Source organism: Aeromonas sp. s2 (genome assembly GCF_040907935.1).
GTDB lineage: Bacteria > Pseudomonadota > Gammaproteobacteria > Enterobacterales > Aeromonadaceae > Aeromonas > Aeromonas dhakensis.
The window spans coordinates 67,462-83,480 of the sequence record NZ_JBFOCR010000008.1; the positions used below are offsets into that span (position 1 = coordinate 67,462).

Sequence of the window (16,019 nt, forward strand, 5' to 3'; positions counted from 1 at the left end):
CGCACCCCGTTTGTTTCGGGAGTCCTTCCGTGTATCAGACCCAGTTGCATGATGATGAATTTGCGCAGTTTCAACGCTGGATCCACCAGACGGCGGGGATCGATCTGTCACCGGCCAAGAAGGCCCTGGTCGCCAGCCGATTGTCAAAACGGCTCTGTTACTATGAGCTGGAGAGCTATGGCGACTATTTCAGCCTGATCATGCACAACCGCGGCAGTGAACTGCAGATTGCGCTCGATCTGCTCACCACCAACGAGACCTACTTTTTTCGCGAACCCAAGCACTTCGAATTTCTCGGTAACAAGGTGCTGCGCCAGTTGCCAAAAGAGCGGATGGTTCGGATCTGGAGCGCGGCCAGCTCTTCCGGCGAAGAGCCCTACAGCCTGGCCATGACCCTGGCCGACCATCTGGAGCTGGGTAATTGGGAAGTGATCGCCTCGGATATCTCGACCCGGGTGCTGGAGCAGGCGAGAACGGGGCTCTATCCCATCGAACGGGCCCACAACATCCCGCTGCCATTGTTGATGAAGTACTGCCTGAAGGGGGTCGGCTTTCAGGAGGGCACCTTCATCATCGATCGCAAGCTGCGCGAGAAAGTGCAGTTTTACCATATCAACCTGAATCAGGAGTTGCCTGACATCGGGCTGTTCGATGTCATCCTGATCCGCAACGTGATGATCTATTTCAACCGGGAAACCAAGGGACAGGTACTGCAGCGGCTGGTGCCGCGCCTGAGAAAAGGGGGCTACCTCATCGTCAGTCACGCCGAGAGCCTGAACGGCCTGCCCCACGGCCTGCAACTGGTATCCCCTTCCATCTATTTGAAACCTTGAGTTTTTTCAGTATGAAAGAGGTCATGCTGCAACCGGGCGAGTTCTTCTTTGGGCAGGATGACGCCATCATCCGCACCCATCTTGGCTCCTGCGTGGCCATTACCATGTGGCATCCGGAGCAGAAGCGAGGTGGCATGTGCCATTACATGCTGCCCAGCCGCGGCCACAGCGCACCGGGTCTGGACGGTCGTTATGCCGATGAGGCAATCCAGCTTTTTATCCACGAAATAGGCAAGCACCCCGCCCCCATCCACGAATACGAGGTCAAGCTGTTTGGCGGCGGCAACATGTTTATAGAACAGCAAACGCTCAACACCATGAATGTGGCCATCAAGAACATCAAGGCGGCCTGGCAGCTGACCCAGCACCTGGGCCTGACCATCAAGGCCCATCATCTTGGCCATGCGGGACACAGAAGTCTGATTTTCGAGCTGGCCAACGGCAATGTCTGGGTACGTCATCATCGCTTGCCACACCGCTAAGGGGACGGGAATGAAACAGATAAGAGTCATGCTGGTGGATGATTCCGCCGTGGTGAGGCAGGTGTTGCAGGCCATTCTCGAGCAGGAGCCCGATATCAAGGTGATTGCCACCGCCTCCGACCCGCTGTTTGCACAAGAGAAACTGAAGAAGGAGTGGCCAGACGTGATCGTGCTGGACGTGGAGATGCCACGCATGGATGGCATCACCTTTCTCACCAAGATCATGGCCGAGCACCCCACCCCAGTGGTGATCTGCTCATCCCTGACCGAGAAGGGGGCGGAAACCACGCTGCAGGCGATGGCCGCCGGCGCCGTCGACATCATCACCAAGCCCACGGTCGGTCTGAAAAGCTTCCTGCAGGAGTCAGCACAAGAGCTGGCCATGGCGGTACGCGCCGCCGCCCAGGCCAATGTCAGACGCCAAGTCAGAACCCAGTCCACCACGGTCGCCCCCAAGCTCAATGCCGATGCCATCATTGCGCCAGCCAGCCAGCATGCCATGGCCCAGACCACGGAGCGGATCGTGGCGATCGGCACCTCCACCGGCGGCACCCAGGCACTGGAGGCCGTGCTGACTACCCTGCCCCGGGTCTGCCCCGGCATCGTCATCGTGCAGCACATGCCGGAGAAGTTCACCGCCTCCTTTGCCGAGCGGCTCAACAACCTGTGCCAGATAGAGGTGCGGGAAGCCAGAAGCAACGATCGGGTGATCCCCGGGCTCGCGCTCATCGCCCCGGGCGGCAAGCACATGCTGCTCAAGCGCAGCGGCGCCTACTATCACGTCGACGTGATGGACGGCCCCCTCATCAACCGCCACCGCCCTTCGGTGGACGTGCTGTTTCGCTCGGTGGCCAAGTTTGCCGGCAGCAATGCCACCGGCATCATCATGACCGGGATGGGGGATGACGGTGCGCGCGGGCTGCGCGAGATGCTGGAAGCAGGCGCCAATACCTTTGCCCAAGATGAGGCCTCCTGCGTGGTCTTCGGCATGCCCAAGGAGGCCATCAAGCTCGGCGCCGCCCGCCATGTCCTGCCGCTGCAGGATATCCATCACGCCATCGTGGGCCGCTAGCAGACAGATGAGGTGACACAGCCCGGCCTGACCGGGCTGTGTTGTTTCAATGCGGCATGTCGTCGAGCAGGGCGAACAGGCGATCAATCTCCGCCGAGGTGTTGTAGTGCATGCAGCCTATTCGCAGCACACCGTCGCTCACCCCCAACTGTTCCACCAGCGCCAGCGCATAGAAGTGGCCGGCCCAGCTGCACACCTGATGTTGCCCCAGATACTCGGCCATCTCGGCGGGACTATGACGGCTTGAGGTGAGGGCGAAGGTAGGAGTGCGCCCCTTGCTGCCCTGAATGCCGTGCAGGGTGAACCAGGGGCGCTCGGCCAGCCTGGCCAGCAGATGCTCGCTGAGCTGCCGCTCATGGGCCTGGCTGCGGGCAAACGCCAGATCGAGGCGAGCTTCCAGCTCATGCTCGGCGCCGTCCAGCCCGGACAGGGAGGCCAGATACTCTACGGTCGCTTCTACTCCCGCCAGCGCCTCCCAGCTCTGGGTACCGGTTTCCCACTTGTAGGGCGCCACATCTTTGGCCGGTTCAACCTTGTAGGGGGTGAAATGCGCCAGGTGGCGATGCTTGCCGAAGAGGATGCCGAGGTGCGGGCCGAAAAACTTGTAGGCGGAACAACCGAGGAAGTCGCAATCCCAGGCCTGCACGTCGATGCGCTCGTGGGGCGCAAAGTGCACCGCATCTACGTAGAGCAGGGCCCCCACCCCGTGCACCGCATCGGCGATACGCGGAATATCGACCAGAGTGCCCGTGGTGTTGGAGGCCGCTGTTACCGCCACCAGCCGGGTTTTGGGTCCGAGCAGGCTGAACAGATGCGCATAGTCCAACCCCCCGGTCGTCACATCGACTCTTGCCTGATGCACTACCACGCCACGATCCGCTGCCGCTTGCTGCCAGCTGGAGACGTTGGAGTAGTGATCGAGCGCGCTGACGATGATCTCGTCCCCCGCCTGCCACTCTCTGGCCAAGGCACGACTCAGCGCAAAGGTCAGGGTGGTGAAGTTGGCGCCGAACACTATCTCTTCAGCCCGCTCCGCCCCCAGCAAGGCAGCCACCGCCAGCCTGGCCCGCAGGGCCTGCTGCTCGGTCGCCCTGGCCGAGAAAAAGGGGCCGCCCAGATTGGCGTTGAAGCGGCCGAGGTAATCTGTCATGGCCGTGAGCACGGCGTGTGGTACCTGGGCCCCGCCGGGGCCGTCAAAAAAAACGGGGGTTTTGCCTTCAACCAACTGATTGAGAGCGGGGAACTGGCCGCGCAACACAGCGATATCGAGAGCCTGCATAGGAGAAGTCCACAATCCATGTTAACAGTTGAATAACATGGCGAGAGTAAAATGCGGCAGCAGCAATGTCCATCAGCGAAGCGGTCAGCCATCACACTTACAAAATAAGGTGAATTTTTCAGTATAAAACGCTGCCTGATGGCAACCGGCTAGTGCGACACCTCGCCTCGCCACCATCCTGATCAATGCCAGACAGCAGCAGGGAAGTCGTTGATAAGCGTGAAAAATGAGCGATAAATATCAAAAAATGACCGAATGATACTTTTTTGTCGCCAGATATGCCCGCAAGGGGTTCACAAAGGGCGAAGATCTGATAGTATGCGCCTCGCACTTGGGGAGGGGTTCCCGAGCGGCCAAAGGGATCAGACTGTAAATCTGACGGCTCTGCCTTCGAAGGTTCGAATCCTTCTCCCTCCACCATTCAAGTGCAACAATCAGGAAAATACCCCGTGGAGGGGTTCCCGAGCGGCCAAAGGGATCAGACTGTAAATCTGACGGCTCTGCCTTCGAAGGTTCGAATCCTTCTCCCTCCACCATCTTCCTGAACAATTTGTGTAGTACCCCTGTGGAGGGGTTCCCGAGCGGCCAAAGGGATCAGACTGTAAATCTGACGGCTCTGCCTTCGAAGGTTCGAATCCTTCTCCCTCCACCATCATTCAAGAAAACCCGGCCTAGTGCCGGGTTTTCGCTTTTCACGCATCTATCCATTTGACACTGTCAGATCTGACAATTGCCTGTGGGCCCGCTTTTGGAAACAGTATTGCCATATCGTTCAAGGACATGACCATGTTTGAGATCTGGGATGAAGCAGGGCAGGCGAAAGGATTGAACCTGCAGCAATTGCAACAGCGGCTGACCAGCTACCGGGGTGAGGTGATGGTGCGTTATATCAACCGCATCGGTTTGCCGACCACCCTGTTTCTGACCGTCGACAAGGGTCTCGCCTATCAGCGTTTCAAGGCAGACACCCCCCTGCTCGACTGGGACTGGCTGGCACAGGCCATAGAGCCAGAACAGCGCAAAACCCCATTGCTGCCGCTTGAGGCCGTTGCCCGCTGATAGTCAGCGCCCGCGATACCGTTACATGTAGAAATGAACTCAATATCGGTATTTATTTTAAAAATTCTCTCCAAGACTTTTACCACAAGCTACTCACTATAGCTGGCCATGCGGCGGGATATATCTTCTCAACCAAGCAGCACATTTCTTTAATTCCAACCATCATCCCCCCCACTCATCATGCCCCCTGCGAAATATCCCGCCAAACTATGAACCAATGAAAACAATCTTGATAAAATACATCGAAAGCTCGCCATCAATATTTTTGGTCAGTCACCAAGTCTGTTTCTCATAAACATTCTATTTTCCCCTCCCCTGCTGGCCTGGTTGATGACCCCAGAGGGAACGCCACCCAAGCCCTGCCGACTTTGCTCTGCTAAGGTGGTGAGCAAGGCAGGCCAGTTAGCGGGTAATCCAATGAATGGCAACCCTCACCAACACCTTGGCATCAGCAGTTTGAGCGCCCAATTTTTACCAAATCATGCTGACCTGCCATACAGCGTTGACATACTTGTTCAAGCCGAAATTTAGGCGCTGTTATTTAATGCCAGCAACCGGTTAGCTTCTCTGCATTATCACATGCAGTCAGGAAGTATTAATTTTATATAAAAAATATATTTCATCGAGGCACATAAATATATCCACCCGGCTAACTCACCCATATTATCAGAGAGTTCCTACAGAACATTCCGCGCTCCCTCCGCTATTATCCACGGCCATATCCGTCAACAGGTGAGTGCCGTGTTTGCATTTCAAGAAGAGTACCCAATGAGTGACATGGCAAGCATCCCGGTGGCCGAGCTTGCTGTGCCCTTCTATCAGCCGATCATAGGGCGGGATCATCAGGTCAAGGGCTATGAGGTGCTGGCCAGACGCTGGGATCCGGCTCAGCTGAGTTATCAGGGCATCGACTTTGCCTCCCTCAGTGAGGAGCAGTCACTGCATCTGGACATCGTCATGCTCAGAGCCGTCATGCGGGATCTGCCGACCCTGGCAAAGGCGGGCTCCTATCTGCTCTCCATCAACCTCAACCCGACCCTGAGCAGCCCCACCTATCAGAACCTGTTGTTGCTGGTGCTGATGCAGGCGCGCAAGCTGGGGATCGAGATCTGGTTCGAGGTGCTGGAGCACGCCCCGCTGCACCCTCCGCATCGGGCGCTGATCGAGGTGCTGCGCGAGCACGGTGCCCACATCGCCTGCGACGATTTTGGCACCCAGGCCTGCAACTTCCAGCGAGTGATGGCGCTACCCTACGAGATCATCAAGCTGGATCGCTCCCTGCTGCTGCAAGCCAGCAAGACACCCCATGCCCTGCGCATGCTGACCGGTCTGGTGGAGTACCTGCAGCGGCTTGGCATCAAGGTGGTGTGCGAAGGGGTCGAAACCCTGCAGCACATCGAGACAGCCAACCGGCTCTGCTGTGACTATCAGCAGGGCTACGCCTACGCCATGCCTTCCCCCCTCTCCCGCTGGGCCTGAGCGGCCCATTTTACCCGTCGACTCGCGCCGGGGATGATTCCCTGCCAAATTGCATGATACGGTGAGGGCGAGTACAATCTCGCACCCCGTTTATCCGGCCGATGCCGGGTATGCCGTGACCGGGTGTGCGGTGTGAGTATCCACTCCCGGCACAGCTCAACCCATACGACGCCATCAGGTGGCGCCGTCCTGATTTGCAATCAGACATAAGAGTCCGACATGTTTAAACCAGAATTGCTCTCCCCCGCAGGTTCCCTCAAGAACATGCGTTACGCCTACGCCTATGGCGCCGATGCCGTCTATGCCGGCCAGCCCCGCTACAGCCTGCGGGTGCGCAACAACGAATTCGATCACGAGAACCTGCAGCTCGGCATCAACGAAGCCCATGCCCTCGGCAAGCAGTTCTACGTGGTGGCCAACATCCAGCCCCACAACTCCAAGCTCAAGACCTTCATCCGCGACATGCGCCCCGTGGTGGAGATGAACCCGGATGCGCTGATCATGTCCGACCCCGGTCTCATCATGATGATGCGTGAAGCCTTCCCGGACATGCCCATTCACCTCTCGGTGCAGGCCAACGCGGTCAACTGGGCCACGGTGAAGTTCTGGCATCAGATGGGTCTGACCCGTGCCATCCTCTCTCGCGAGCTGTCGCTGGACGAAATCGAAGAGATCCGCATGCAGGTCCCTGAGATGGAGCTGGAAGTGTTTGTCCATGGGGCGTTGTGCATGGCCTACTCCGGCCGCTGCCTGCTCTCCGGCTACATCAACAAGCGCGACCCCAACCAGGGCACCTGCACCAACTCCTGCCGCTGGGAGTACAAAGTGCACGAGGGTAAAGAGGACGAGGTGGGCCAGATCGTCCATCGTCAGGAGCCCATCGCCGTGCAGAAGGTCGACCCGACCCTGGGTGCCGGCAAGCCGACCGATGCGCTGGTGCTGCTGGAAGAGTCCAACCGTCCGGGCGAGTACATGAGCGCGTTCGAGGACGAGCACGGCACCTACATCATGAACTCCAAGGATCTGCGCGCCGTCGAGCACGTGGAGCGGCTGACCAGGATGGGCGTCCATTCGCTGAAGATCGAAGGCCGTACCAAGTCCTTCTACTACTGTGCGCGCACCGCCCAGGTCTATCGCAAGGCGATCGACGATGCGGTAGCCGGCCGGCCGTTTGACCGCAGCCTGATGGGCACCCTCGAAAATCTGGCCCACCGCGGTTACACCGAGGGCTTCCTGCGCCGTCACAACCACAGCGAATACCAGAACTACGACTACGGCTACTCTGTCTCCGACACCCAGCAGTTCGTCGGCGAGATCACCGGTCGCAACGGCGACATGGTGGAAGTCGAGGTGAAGAACAAGTTCCTGGTGGGCAACAGCCTGGAGCTGATGACCCCGCAGGGCAACCTCAGCTTCAATCTGGAGCAGATGCAGAACCGCAAGGGCGAGCTCATCGATACCGCGCCGGGCAACGGCCACGTGGTCTACGTGCCGGTACCGAAGGAAGTGGACGTTAACTACGGCATCCTGCTGCGCAACCTCGGCGAGCGCGAGGACACCCGCCAGCCCCACTCGGCCGCCTGAGATGTCCCTGCTCATCACCGACAAGTGCATCAACTGTGACATGTGCGATCCCGAGTGTCCTAACCAGGCCATCAGCCTCGGCGAGGAGATCTACGAGATCGACCCCAATCGCTGCACCGAGTGCGTCGGTCACTACGAGAAGCCGACCTGCATCAGCGTCTGCCCTATCGACTGCATCATCTGGGATCCCGCCCATGTGGAGACCGAAGAGCAGCTGATGGAAAAGTTCGTGCGGATGCACAGGCAGTAACACTGGCATCAGCGTCAGCTCTACATGGACTGCATCCTCCGGGATCCCCTCCATATGGTGGAAACCGAAGAGCAGCTGATGGAGAAGTTCGTGCGGATGCACCGGCAGTAACATCGGTAATCCACAGGTATAAAAAAGCCCCGCATGCGGGGCTTTTTCACGTTTGGCGCTCACGGCAGCTAGACGTATTCCATAAAGACGCGGGAGGTGAGCTTGGTGATGAGCTCGTAGGGGATGGTGCCGATCTGGTCGGCCACCCGCTCCACCGGCAGCCCTTCACCCCAGAGCACCGCCTCGTCGCCCGCCTTGTCGGTGGCGCCAGGCCCCAGGTCCACCGTGGTCATGTCCATGGAGACGCGCCCCACCAGGGGCACGATGCGGCCATTGACCAGCACAGGCGTGCCGTTGGGGGCCATCCGTGGATAACCGTCGCCGTAACCGATGGCGATGACCCCGAGCCGGGTATCGCGATCCGACACCCAGTTGGCGCCATAGCCCACCGGCTCGCCCGCCTTGTGATCCCGCACCGCAATCAGTTGTGTCTTGAGGGTCATCACCGGCTGCAGGTCGTAATCCGCCGCCACCGTATTGGGGAAGGGCGATACGCCGTAGAGGATCACCCCTGGGCGCACCCAGTCGCAGTGGGAATCCGGCCAGGCCAGGATGCCCGCCGAGTTGGCCATGGCCCGCTCGCCCAAAAGCGGCGCGGTCAGCTGGCTGAACAGGTCGATCTGTTCGCGGGTGGTGGGCTGTTCCAGCTCATCGGAGCGGCTGAAGTGAGTCATGATATTGAACGGCTGCACCACGTTCTTGCACTTGCCGAGCCGCTCGATAAAGGCAGGCATCTCGTCGGCCCGCACGCCGAGCCGGTGCATGCCGGTGTCGAGCTTGAGCCAGGCCACCACGGGGGCGGGCAGCTCGGCCTGCTCCAGCGCCTCGAGCTGCTCCCAGGTGTGCACCGCGGTCTGCAGGTTGTTGGCCGCCAGCACCGGCAGGTCGGCGGCGCTGAAGAAACCCTCCAGCAGCACGATGGGCTTGACCACGGCGCAGGAGCGCAGCATCAGCGCCTCTTCGATGCGGGCCACCGCGTAGGCGTCCGCATCCACCAGGGTGCGGGCGACCGGCAGCAGGCCGTGGCCATAGGCGTTGGCCTTGACCACGGCGATGATCTTGCATTCGGGGGCGTGGCGTTTGACCACGGCGAGGTTGTGGCGCAGGGCCGCTGTATTGATTTGGGCGATAGCCGCTTTCATCTGTTTTCCCTTACGAGGGCATGATAACGCGCCAACGCGTCAGGCACCGGGTGGTGTCAGCCCTCAAATGTCATCGTCTAAGGCCGGACCGGCAGAATTGTCGAACCGGGAAAACTGTTTATGGAACTCTCTTTACCATCATCAGGGTGACGCACGCAGAGCGGGTCACCTGATGATCAGTAGTCATCATCAAACGCCGGACCCGCGTAGTTGTCAAAGCGCGAGAACTGCCCCTGGAAGGTGAGCCGCACCCGGCCGATGGGGCCGTTACGCTGTTTGCCGATGATGATCTCGGCGATCCCCTTGTCGGGGCTGTCGTCGTGATAGACCTCGTCGCGGTAGATGAACATGATCAAGTCCGCATCCTGCTCGATGGAGCCCGATTCCCGCAGATCCGAGTTGACCGGGCGCTTGTCGGCGCGCTGTTCCAGGCTTCGGTTCAGCTGGGAGAGCGCCACTACAGGGCACTGCAGCTCTTTCGCCAGCGCCTTGAGGGAGCGAGAGATTTCACCGATCTCAAGGGTACGGTTGTCGGAGAGGCTCGGCACCCGCATCAGCTGCAGGTAGTCCACCATGATCATGCTGATGCCGCCGTTGTCCCGCGCCACCCGACGGGCGCGCGAGCGCACTTCGGTCGGGGTCAGGCCGGAGGAGTCGTCGATGTACATCTTGCCCTTCTCGAGCAGCAGCCCCATGGTGGAGGAGAGCCGTGCCCAGTCCTCGTCGTCGAGCTGACCGGTCCGCACCTTGGTCTGGTCAATGCGCCCCACCGAGGCGAGCATACGCATGATGATCTGCTCGGAGGGCATCTCGAGGGAGAAGATCAGCACCGGCTTGTCGGCGGTGAGCGCCGCGTGCTCGCACAGGTTCATGGCAAAGGTGGTCTTGCCCATGGAGGGACGGGCCGCGACGATGACCAGGTCCGAACGCTGCAAACCGGCGGTCATCTTGTCCAGATCGTTGTAGCCCGACGAGACGCCGGTCACCCCGTTGTGGGGGGTCTTGAACAGCTCTTCAATCTTGTCGACGGTCTGCTCGAGGATGAGCTTGAGCGGCTGAGGGCCCTCGTTGGCGCTGGTGCGCTGCTCGGCGATCTGGAATACCTTGCTCTCGGCAAGATCCAGCAGATCGTTGGAGGTGCGACCCTGGGGCTCGTAGCCCGCTTCGACTATCTCGTTGGCGACCGAGATCATCTCCCGCACCACCGCCCGCTCGCGCACGATTTCGGCGTAGGCGTTGATGTTGGCGGCACTCGGGGTGTTCTTGGCGATCTCCACCAGATAGGCGAAGCCACCGGCCTCTTCGAGCTGCTCGGAGCGCTCGAGCTCCTCCTGCAGGGTGATGAGGTCGATGGGGTTGCCCGCATTGGAGAGCCGGGTCATGGCCTGGAAGATCAGGCGGTGCGGGCGGCTGTAGAAATCCTTGTCGATCACCCGTTCGGCGACCCGATCCCAGGCCTCGTTGTCCAGCATCAGGCCGCCCAGTACGGACTGTTCGGCCTCAAAAGAGTGGGGAGGTACTTTCAGCTGTTGTGTCTTGGCGTCTTTTTTCGCCGTCACTTGCTCTGCCATACACATAAAAACCGCAGCGGGAAGGGGACGGGAATTTTACAAAAGAAACCCCGCCATCGCGAGCGCAAATACGCGCTATTCACTTCTCTGTGGCCCAACCGCCCTCCTGTTGGTTGCTGCCATCGCCTCCTGATGTCCGTTGCCGCGCAAAACGGGGCTCAAACCACGATAAAGGGCCAGACCAGGGTCAGTTCACCCTTGCTCTGTCTGGTTTTGCTGCGCAGTTTGCGCTCCTTGCGGCTCAACCGTCTGTTTTTCATGGGACATACTCCTGCCATTGACACCCACACGACGTGGTTCTTCGTTCATGAATAATTCATGCCAATCATGGTACATATTGGCCCAAGCTGCGACACATTTAGGGACATGCAGCCTGCCATGCGCCTCGCTGAGCTTGCCAAAGCAGAGCATGCCCCACCCACTGATGAGAGTGAAAAGAGTCAAAATGAAAAAGATGCTGACCCTGTTTGCCGTGATCCTGGCCATTGGCCTGGGGGCACCTCACGCCGAAGCCAAGAAGTTTGGCGGCGGCAAATCCTTCGGCAAGAGCTACAAGACGGCGCCGGCCCAGCCCGCCGCCAAGCCGGTCGACACCAAGAACCCGACCGTGGGCGCCCAGGCACCCAAGAAAGGGGGCATGATGGGCGGCCTGCTGGGTGGTCTGCTGGCCGGCGGCCTGTTCGCCTACCTGCTGGGCAGCGGTGCCTTCGAAGGGCTGCAAGGGATGGACTTCCTGCTGATCGCCCTGCTGGCACTGGGCGGCGTATTCCTGTTCCGCACCCTGCGCAAGGGCAAGATGGCGGCATCGCAGCAGCAACAGACGGCCTATGCCGGCTATCAGCCGCCCCAGAGTGCGGCTCCCCAGCAGTTCGAGCAGAACCACAGCGCCCCGCAGGCCACCGGTTTCGCCGACAGCGACGTGCCGTTCCGCCTGCCGCCAGGTTTTGACATGAACGGTTTCCTGGCCGGCGCCCGCGATCACTACCGCACCCTGCAGGAAGCCTGGAACAAGAACGATCTGGAGAAGATCCGCGAATACGTCAGCCCCGAGCTGTTCGAGCAGCTCAAGGCCGACCGCGCCGAGCTGACCGGTGAGCAGCACACCGAGGTGATGTATGTGGATACCCAGCTGGTGCGCGCCGACTACGGCAGCGACTGGGCCCAGGTGAGCGTGCGCTTCAGCGGCCGCTACATGGATCGCCAGGAGCAGGTCGAGGAGGACATCAAGGAGGTGTGGCACCTCGAGCGCAACCTGGCCAAGGACAATGCACCCTGGCACATCGTCGGCATCGAGCAGCTGTAAGCTCGACCAGCCAGAGATGACGGATAAAGGCGGCCTGCGGGCCGCCTTTGCTTTTTGGAGGTCGCTGAAGCCCCTTGTGGTGGCTAGGAGATTGAGGTGTGATTGTGTAGTATGTCCGACCTTTTTTTGTTCAATTGAACCTTCACGAGGCGTGGTACATGGTGTTCCCCTTTCTGCGTAGCAGCAACATGCCTCGTCTCCTGGCCAGCCTGCTCTGCTGCGCCATCCTGATCCTCATCTCCCTTGCCACCCTCTACTGGCAAACCTGGTCGATGACCCGGCAGCAGGCCCAGACCGCCGCCGAACGCGCCATCACGCAGATCGACAGCGCCCTCTCCCATTCGACCCAGGCAGCCAGGGCGGCCCTGCCGCTGGCCAGCCGCCCCTGTCGCGAGGTGGCCCGCGAGCTGCGGGTGCTGGTCGCCACCTCCCCCTATGTGCGCTCGATCAACCTCTCCCGCAACGGCCGCCTCTACTGCTCCTCCATCTTCGACGAAATCGATCTCGAGGACCGGCTGCAGGACGATCGCCACGAGCGGCTCAGGCTGGAGGCCGTGACCCGGCTCGGACGCAAGCCGTCGCTGCTGTTTTATCACCTGAGCGAGGGGAACAACGCCGTGGTGGTCGCCATCAACCCCTATCACCTGAGCAAGCCGCTGCAGTGGCGCCTCGCCGGGGCGCACAGCTGGGTACAGATAGGCGAGCAGTGGCTCGACCTGCGTGGCAAGGTGCACGATGGCCAACCGCCCAGGCTGCGGGGCTTCAACTACCGACTCGACTCGGCGGCATTCAACTACAGCCTCAATCAGGGATTTCCGCTGAGCGCCGTGCTGACCACCACCCTGCAAAAACAGAGCACCATCATACTGCTGATCCTGCTCCTGGGAGGGCTGGCCGGCCTCGCCACCTACCGCTGGTGGAGCCATATCTCGACCCCGACCCAGGAGCTCAGACGCGCCATCATCAAGCAGGAGTTCATCCCCTATCTGCAACCCATCGTTGTCAGCCAGAGTGGCCAGCTGCACGGCTGCGAGGTGCTGATGCGCTGGCAGCATCACAGCCAGGGGCTGATCCGGCCGGATCTCTTCATCCCGCTGGCGGAGGAGAGCGGCCTCATCATCCTGATGACCCAGACCCTGATGCAGCAGGTGCGGCTGCAGTTCGCCCCCCATGCGGCGGCGCTGCCACCCCGCTTCCACTTCAGCTTCAACATCTGTGCCCGTCACTGCCAGCAGCTGAGCCTGGTGGATGACTGCCGCACCTTTCTCGCCGCCTTCGCCGCCAACGAGGTCACCCTGGTGCTGGAGCTGACCGAGCGCGAGCTCATCACCCCCAACCAGCTCACCGGGCAGCTGTTTGACGAGCTGCGGCAGATGGGGGTCAGGATAGGGCTGGATGACTTTGGTACCGGTCACTCCAGCCTCACCTATCTGCAGCAGTTTCACGTGGACTATCTCAAGATCGACCAGAGCTTCGTCGCCATGATCGGCACCAACGCCCTCTCCCGCCACATTCTCGACAGCACCATCAATCTGGCGACCCGGCTGGGGTTGAAAACCATCGCCGAGGGGGTCGAGACCCGGGAGCAGGCCGACTTTCTCACCGAGCGTCACGTCGACTATCTGCAGGGTTATCTCTATGGCCGCCCGCTCACCCCGCAACAATTTCTGCAGCGGCTGAACATCATTTCAACGCCCTGAATCCCGCCCGGGCACGGCAGGGTTGCATCACCCGCCGTGCTGATGGAAAATCCCCGCCGCGCCCCTGTCCTGCTGCGCAAAATCACGCAAACGTTTATTTGCTTTATTAATGTGCAGTAGCTCAAAGGAATCAGCTCTGTTTATTTCCAATTATTACTTTTTGCCTAGAATCGCCACACTCCTGTCATGCAGGAACGATATACAGGACTATAACAACAAGAGGAATATTACCGATGAAGAAGACGCTACTGGCCGTCACCGTCTCAATTACCCTGTTCGGGCTGACCGCCTGCAATTCAGAAAACAGCAGCAAGGAACATATTCCGCTGGATCTGACCATTGCCCACATCAATGATACCCACGCCCACCTCGACCCGACCGAAAATGCCCTGGCGATCCAGCCGAGCGGGCAGGAGCTGTTCAAGTTCAACGCCAAGCTGGGCGGCTATCCGCGTCTGAAGTTCAAGCTGGACGAGCTGCGCAGCCAGGCGGCCAGCGAAGGCCGCAACTTCATGGTGCTCAACGGTGGTGACGCCTTCCAGGGCACCCTCTACTTCACCCAGTTCAAGGGGGAAGAGGAGTCCCGACTGCTCTCCGACATGGGTATCGATGCCATGGTGCTCGGCAACCATGAATTCGATCTGGGCAACCAAGCAATTAAAGACTTCGTCTCACGGGTGAATTTCCCGGTATTGGCTTCCAATATGGTGAAATCCAGTAGCGCCACCCTGAAGGACAGCGAGAATATTCACGAATATGTCATTAAGGAAGTCAATGGCGAGAGCGTGGGTATTTTCGGACTGGTGCTGGAAAATATGCATGATATTTCCTCACCGGACAAAGACACCCAATTCCTGCCGATGATTGAGACCGCCCAGAAAATGGTCGACACCCTCAAGTCCAAGGGTGCCAACAAGATCATCATGGTCACCCATATCGGCCTGCAAAATGACCAGGCGGTCGCCAGGGCTGTCAACGGCATCGACCTGATCGTCGGCGGTCACTCCCAGACTTTCCTCGGCGACATCACCGAGCTCAACAGCATCGGCTACACCGCCCACAACCAGAACCCGGCCGACGACAACACCTATGCCCAGATCGTCAACAACCCGGACGGCGGCAAGACCTGTATCGTGCAGGCCGGCGAATGGGCCAAGGGCTACGGCCTGGTCAACGTCTCCCTGAGCAAGGAAGGCGAGCTCACCAAGTGTGAAGGGCGCAACACCCTGATGACCGGCGACGACTTCACCAAGGAAGTGGCCAAGAAGAAGGTTCCGCTGAGCGGCACCGAGCAGACCAACGTGGTCGACTTCATCAGCAAGTCTCCGGTCATCGAGATCGTGCCGGAAGACACTGCCATGCGCGACGTGATCGACACCGAGTACAAGCCGGCCGTGGCCGAGCTCGAGGCCAAGATCATCGCCGACGTGCCGACCAAGCTGCCCCACGTGCGCGTGCCGACCACCCCGGACGGCGCTGGCCTCATCGATCCCCTGGTGGCCGAATCGCTCTACTGGAAGCTCAACAAGCTCAACACCAAGGTGGACTTCACCATCCAGAACGCCGGTGGTGTGCGTGCCGACGTGAACGCGGGCCCGCTCTCGGTCGGTTACGTGATGGGGACCCTGCTGCCGTTTGGCAACAAGATCGCCGCCTTCAACCTCAAGGGCAAGGACGTGCGTGCCACCCTGGAGTACGCCGTTGACTACTCCATCGGTCTGGAGACCGGGATCGCCGCCTCCAGCGGTGCCTTCCCCTACGTCGGCCACCTGAGCTACACCTATGACGGCAAGCTGGCCAAGGGCTCCCGCATCACCAAGCTGGAGATGTTGGACGTCAACGGCCAGTGGCTGCCGCTGGATGATGAGAAGGTCTACCGCGTTGGTGCCAACACCTACATCGCTTCCGGCAAGGATGGCTACAGCGGTCTGCTCAAGCGCGAAGAGCTGCCCAACAAGGGTGACTACGTCGACTCCGGCGTGGGCGAGAACGAGATGTTCATGGAGTACGCCGAGTCCCAGGGCACCCTCAATCCGCTGCCCTATGCGACCGTGACCTACTACAAGCCCTGATCCGGCTCACAAGCTGTTGCAACGGCGCCTGAGGGCGCCGTTTTTATGGCATACTCCCCGCCAATCGATGCCGAGGAGACCC

General features: G+C 60.0%; 13 protein-coding genes, 3 tRNA genes and 1 pseudogene. 14 read left to right on the plus strand and 3 right to left on the minus strand.

Annotated elements, in window-relative coordinates; genetic code table 11:
• Positions 1-29 precede the first annotated feature (29 nt).
• The 3 genes from AB5Y81_RS04225 to AB5Y81_RS04235 are packed head-to-tail and all read left to right on the plus strand — an operon-like array spanning position 30 to position 2,387.
• Positions 30-833, plus strand: a complete 804-nt coding sequence (locus AB5Y81_RS04225) for a protein-glutamate O-methyltransferase CheR (RefSeq protein ID WP_017779178.1) — start codon at positions 30-32, stop codon at positions 831-833.
• Positions 834-844: 11 nt separating this feature from the next.
• A complete protein-coding gene (gene cheD / locus AB5Y81_RS04230; RefSeq protein ID WP_017779177.1) occupies positions 845-1,315 on the plus strand; it encodes a chemoreceptor glutamine deamidase CheD in 471 nt (156 codons plus the stop codon).
• Between the two features lie 10 nt (positions 1,316-1,325).
• The gene (locus AB5Y81_RS04235; RefSeq protein WP_279463372.1) at positions 1,326-2,387 is read left to right on the plus strand and encodes a chemotaxis response regulator protein-glutamate methylesterase; all 1,062 of its coding nucleotides are present in this window, start codon (positions 1,326-1,328) and stop codon (positions 2,385-2,387) included.
• Between the two features lie 46 nt (positions 2,388-2,433).
• Here the strand turns inward: AB5Y81_RS04235 and AB5Y81_RS04240 are convergent, their stop codons facing one another.
• Positions 2,434-3,666: a cysteine desulfurase-like protein gene (locus AB5Y81_RS04240; protein ID WP_043147230.1), complete on the minus strand. Its 1,233-nt coding sequence runs from the start codon at positions 3,664-3,666 to the stop codon at positions 2,434-2,436.
• Between the two features lie 335 nt (positions 3,667-4,001).
• On the opposite strand from AB5Y81_RS04240, the gene AB5Y81_RS04245 reads away from it, so the two are divergent.
• The 8 genes and pseudogenes from AB5Y81_RS04245 to AB5Y81_RS04280 all read left to right on the plus strand — a co-directional run.
• A tRNA-Tyr gene (locus AB5Y81_RS04245) sits at positions 4,002-4,086 on the plus strand.
• Positions 4,087-4,117: 31 nt separating this feature from the next.
• Positions 4,118-4,202, plus strand: a tRNA-Tyr gene (locus AB5Y81_RS04250).
• Between the two features lie 31 nt (positions 4,203-4,233).
• Positions 4,234-4,318: transfer RNA gene (locus tag AB5Y81_RS04255), tRNA-Tyr, on the plus strand.
• Positions 4,319-4,452: 134 nt separating this feature from the next.
• Positions 4,453-4,725: a hypothetical protein gene (locus tag AB5Y81_RS04260; protein WP_005303800.1), complete on the plus strand. Its 273-nt coding sequence runs from the start codon at positions 4,453-4,455 to the stop codon at positions 4,723-4,725.
• Between the two features lie 741 nt (positions 4,726-5,466).
• The gene (locus tag AB5Y81_RS04265) at positions 5,467-6,204 is read left to right on the plus strand and encodes an EAL domain-containing protein (protein WP_017779174.1); all 738 of its coding nucleotides are present in this window, start codon (positions 5,467-5,469) and stop codon (positions 6,202-6,204) included.
• A gap of 219 nt (positions 6,205-6,423) precedes the next feature.
• Positions 6,424-7,788 carry a tRNA 5-hydroxyuridine modification protein YegQ gene (gene yegQ, locus AB5Y81_RS04270; protein WP_005303943.1) on the plus strand — a complete coding sequence of 455 codons (1,365 nt, stop codon included), beginning with the start codon at positions 6,424-6,426 and terminating at the stop codon, positions 7,786-7,788.
• A gap of 1 nt (position 7,789) precedes the next feature.
• Positions 7,790-8,038, plus strand: coding sequence for a YfhL family 4Fe-4S dicluster ferredoxin (locus AB5Y81_RS04275; protein ID WP_017779173.1), 249 nt, complete (start codon positions 7,790-7,792; stop codon positions 8,036-8,038).
• A gap of 24 nt (positions 8,039-8,062) precedes the next feature.
• A pseudogene (locus AB5Y81_RS04280) lies at positions 8,063-8,149 on the plus strand (ferredoxin); the annotation flags it as partial.
• 68 nt (positions 8,150-8,217) lie between these two features.
• On the opposite strand, the gene alr reads toward AB5Y81_RS04280, so the two are convergent.
• Positions 8,218-9,291: an alanine racemase gene (gene alr, locus AB5Y81_RS04285; protein WP_025202148.1), complete on the minus strand. Its 1,074-nt coding sequence runs from the start codon at positions 9,289-9,291 to the stop codon at positions 8,218-8,220.
• A gap of 176 nt (positions 9,292-9,467) precedes the next feature.
• Entirely contained in the window at positions 9,468-10,862 is a 1,395-nt protein-coding gene (gene dnaB, locus AB5Y81_RS04290) for a replicative DNA helicase (protein WP_123245446.1), read from the minus strand.
• A gap of 445 nt (positions 10,863-11,307) precedes the next feature.
• Here dnaB and AB5Y81_RS04295 point away from each other — a divergent pair, with 445 nt between their 5' ends.
• From AB5Y81_RS04295 to AB5Y81_RS04305, 3 genes are all read left to right on the plus strand, one after another.
• The gene (locus tag AB5Y81_RS04295) at positions 11,308-12,165 is read left to right on the plus strand and encodes a Tim44 domain-containing protein (RefSeq protein WP_124249242.1); all 858 of its coding nucleotides are present in this window, start codon (positions 11,308-11,310) and stop codon (positions 12,163-12,165) included.
• A 158-nt stretch (positions 12,166-12,323) separates the two neighbouring features.
• Positions 12,324-13,865: an EAL domain-containing protein gene (locus AB5Y81_RS04300; RefSeq protein ID WP_206865724.1), complete on the plus strand. Its 1,542-nt coding sequence runs from the start codon at positions 12,324-12,326 to the stop codon at positions 13,863-13,865.
• A gap of 233 nt (positions 13,866-14,098) precedes the next feature.
• Positions 14,099-15,937 (plus strand): bifunctional UDP-sugar hydrolase/5'-nucleotidase, encoded by a 1,839-nt coding sequence (locus AB5Y81_RS04305; protein WP_279484759.1) that lies wholly within the window; start codon positions 14,099-14,101, stop codon positions 15,935-15,937.
• Positions 15,938-16,019: the final 82 nt, after the last annotated feature.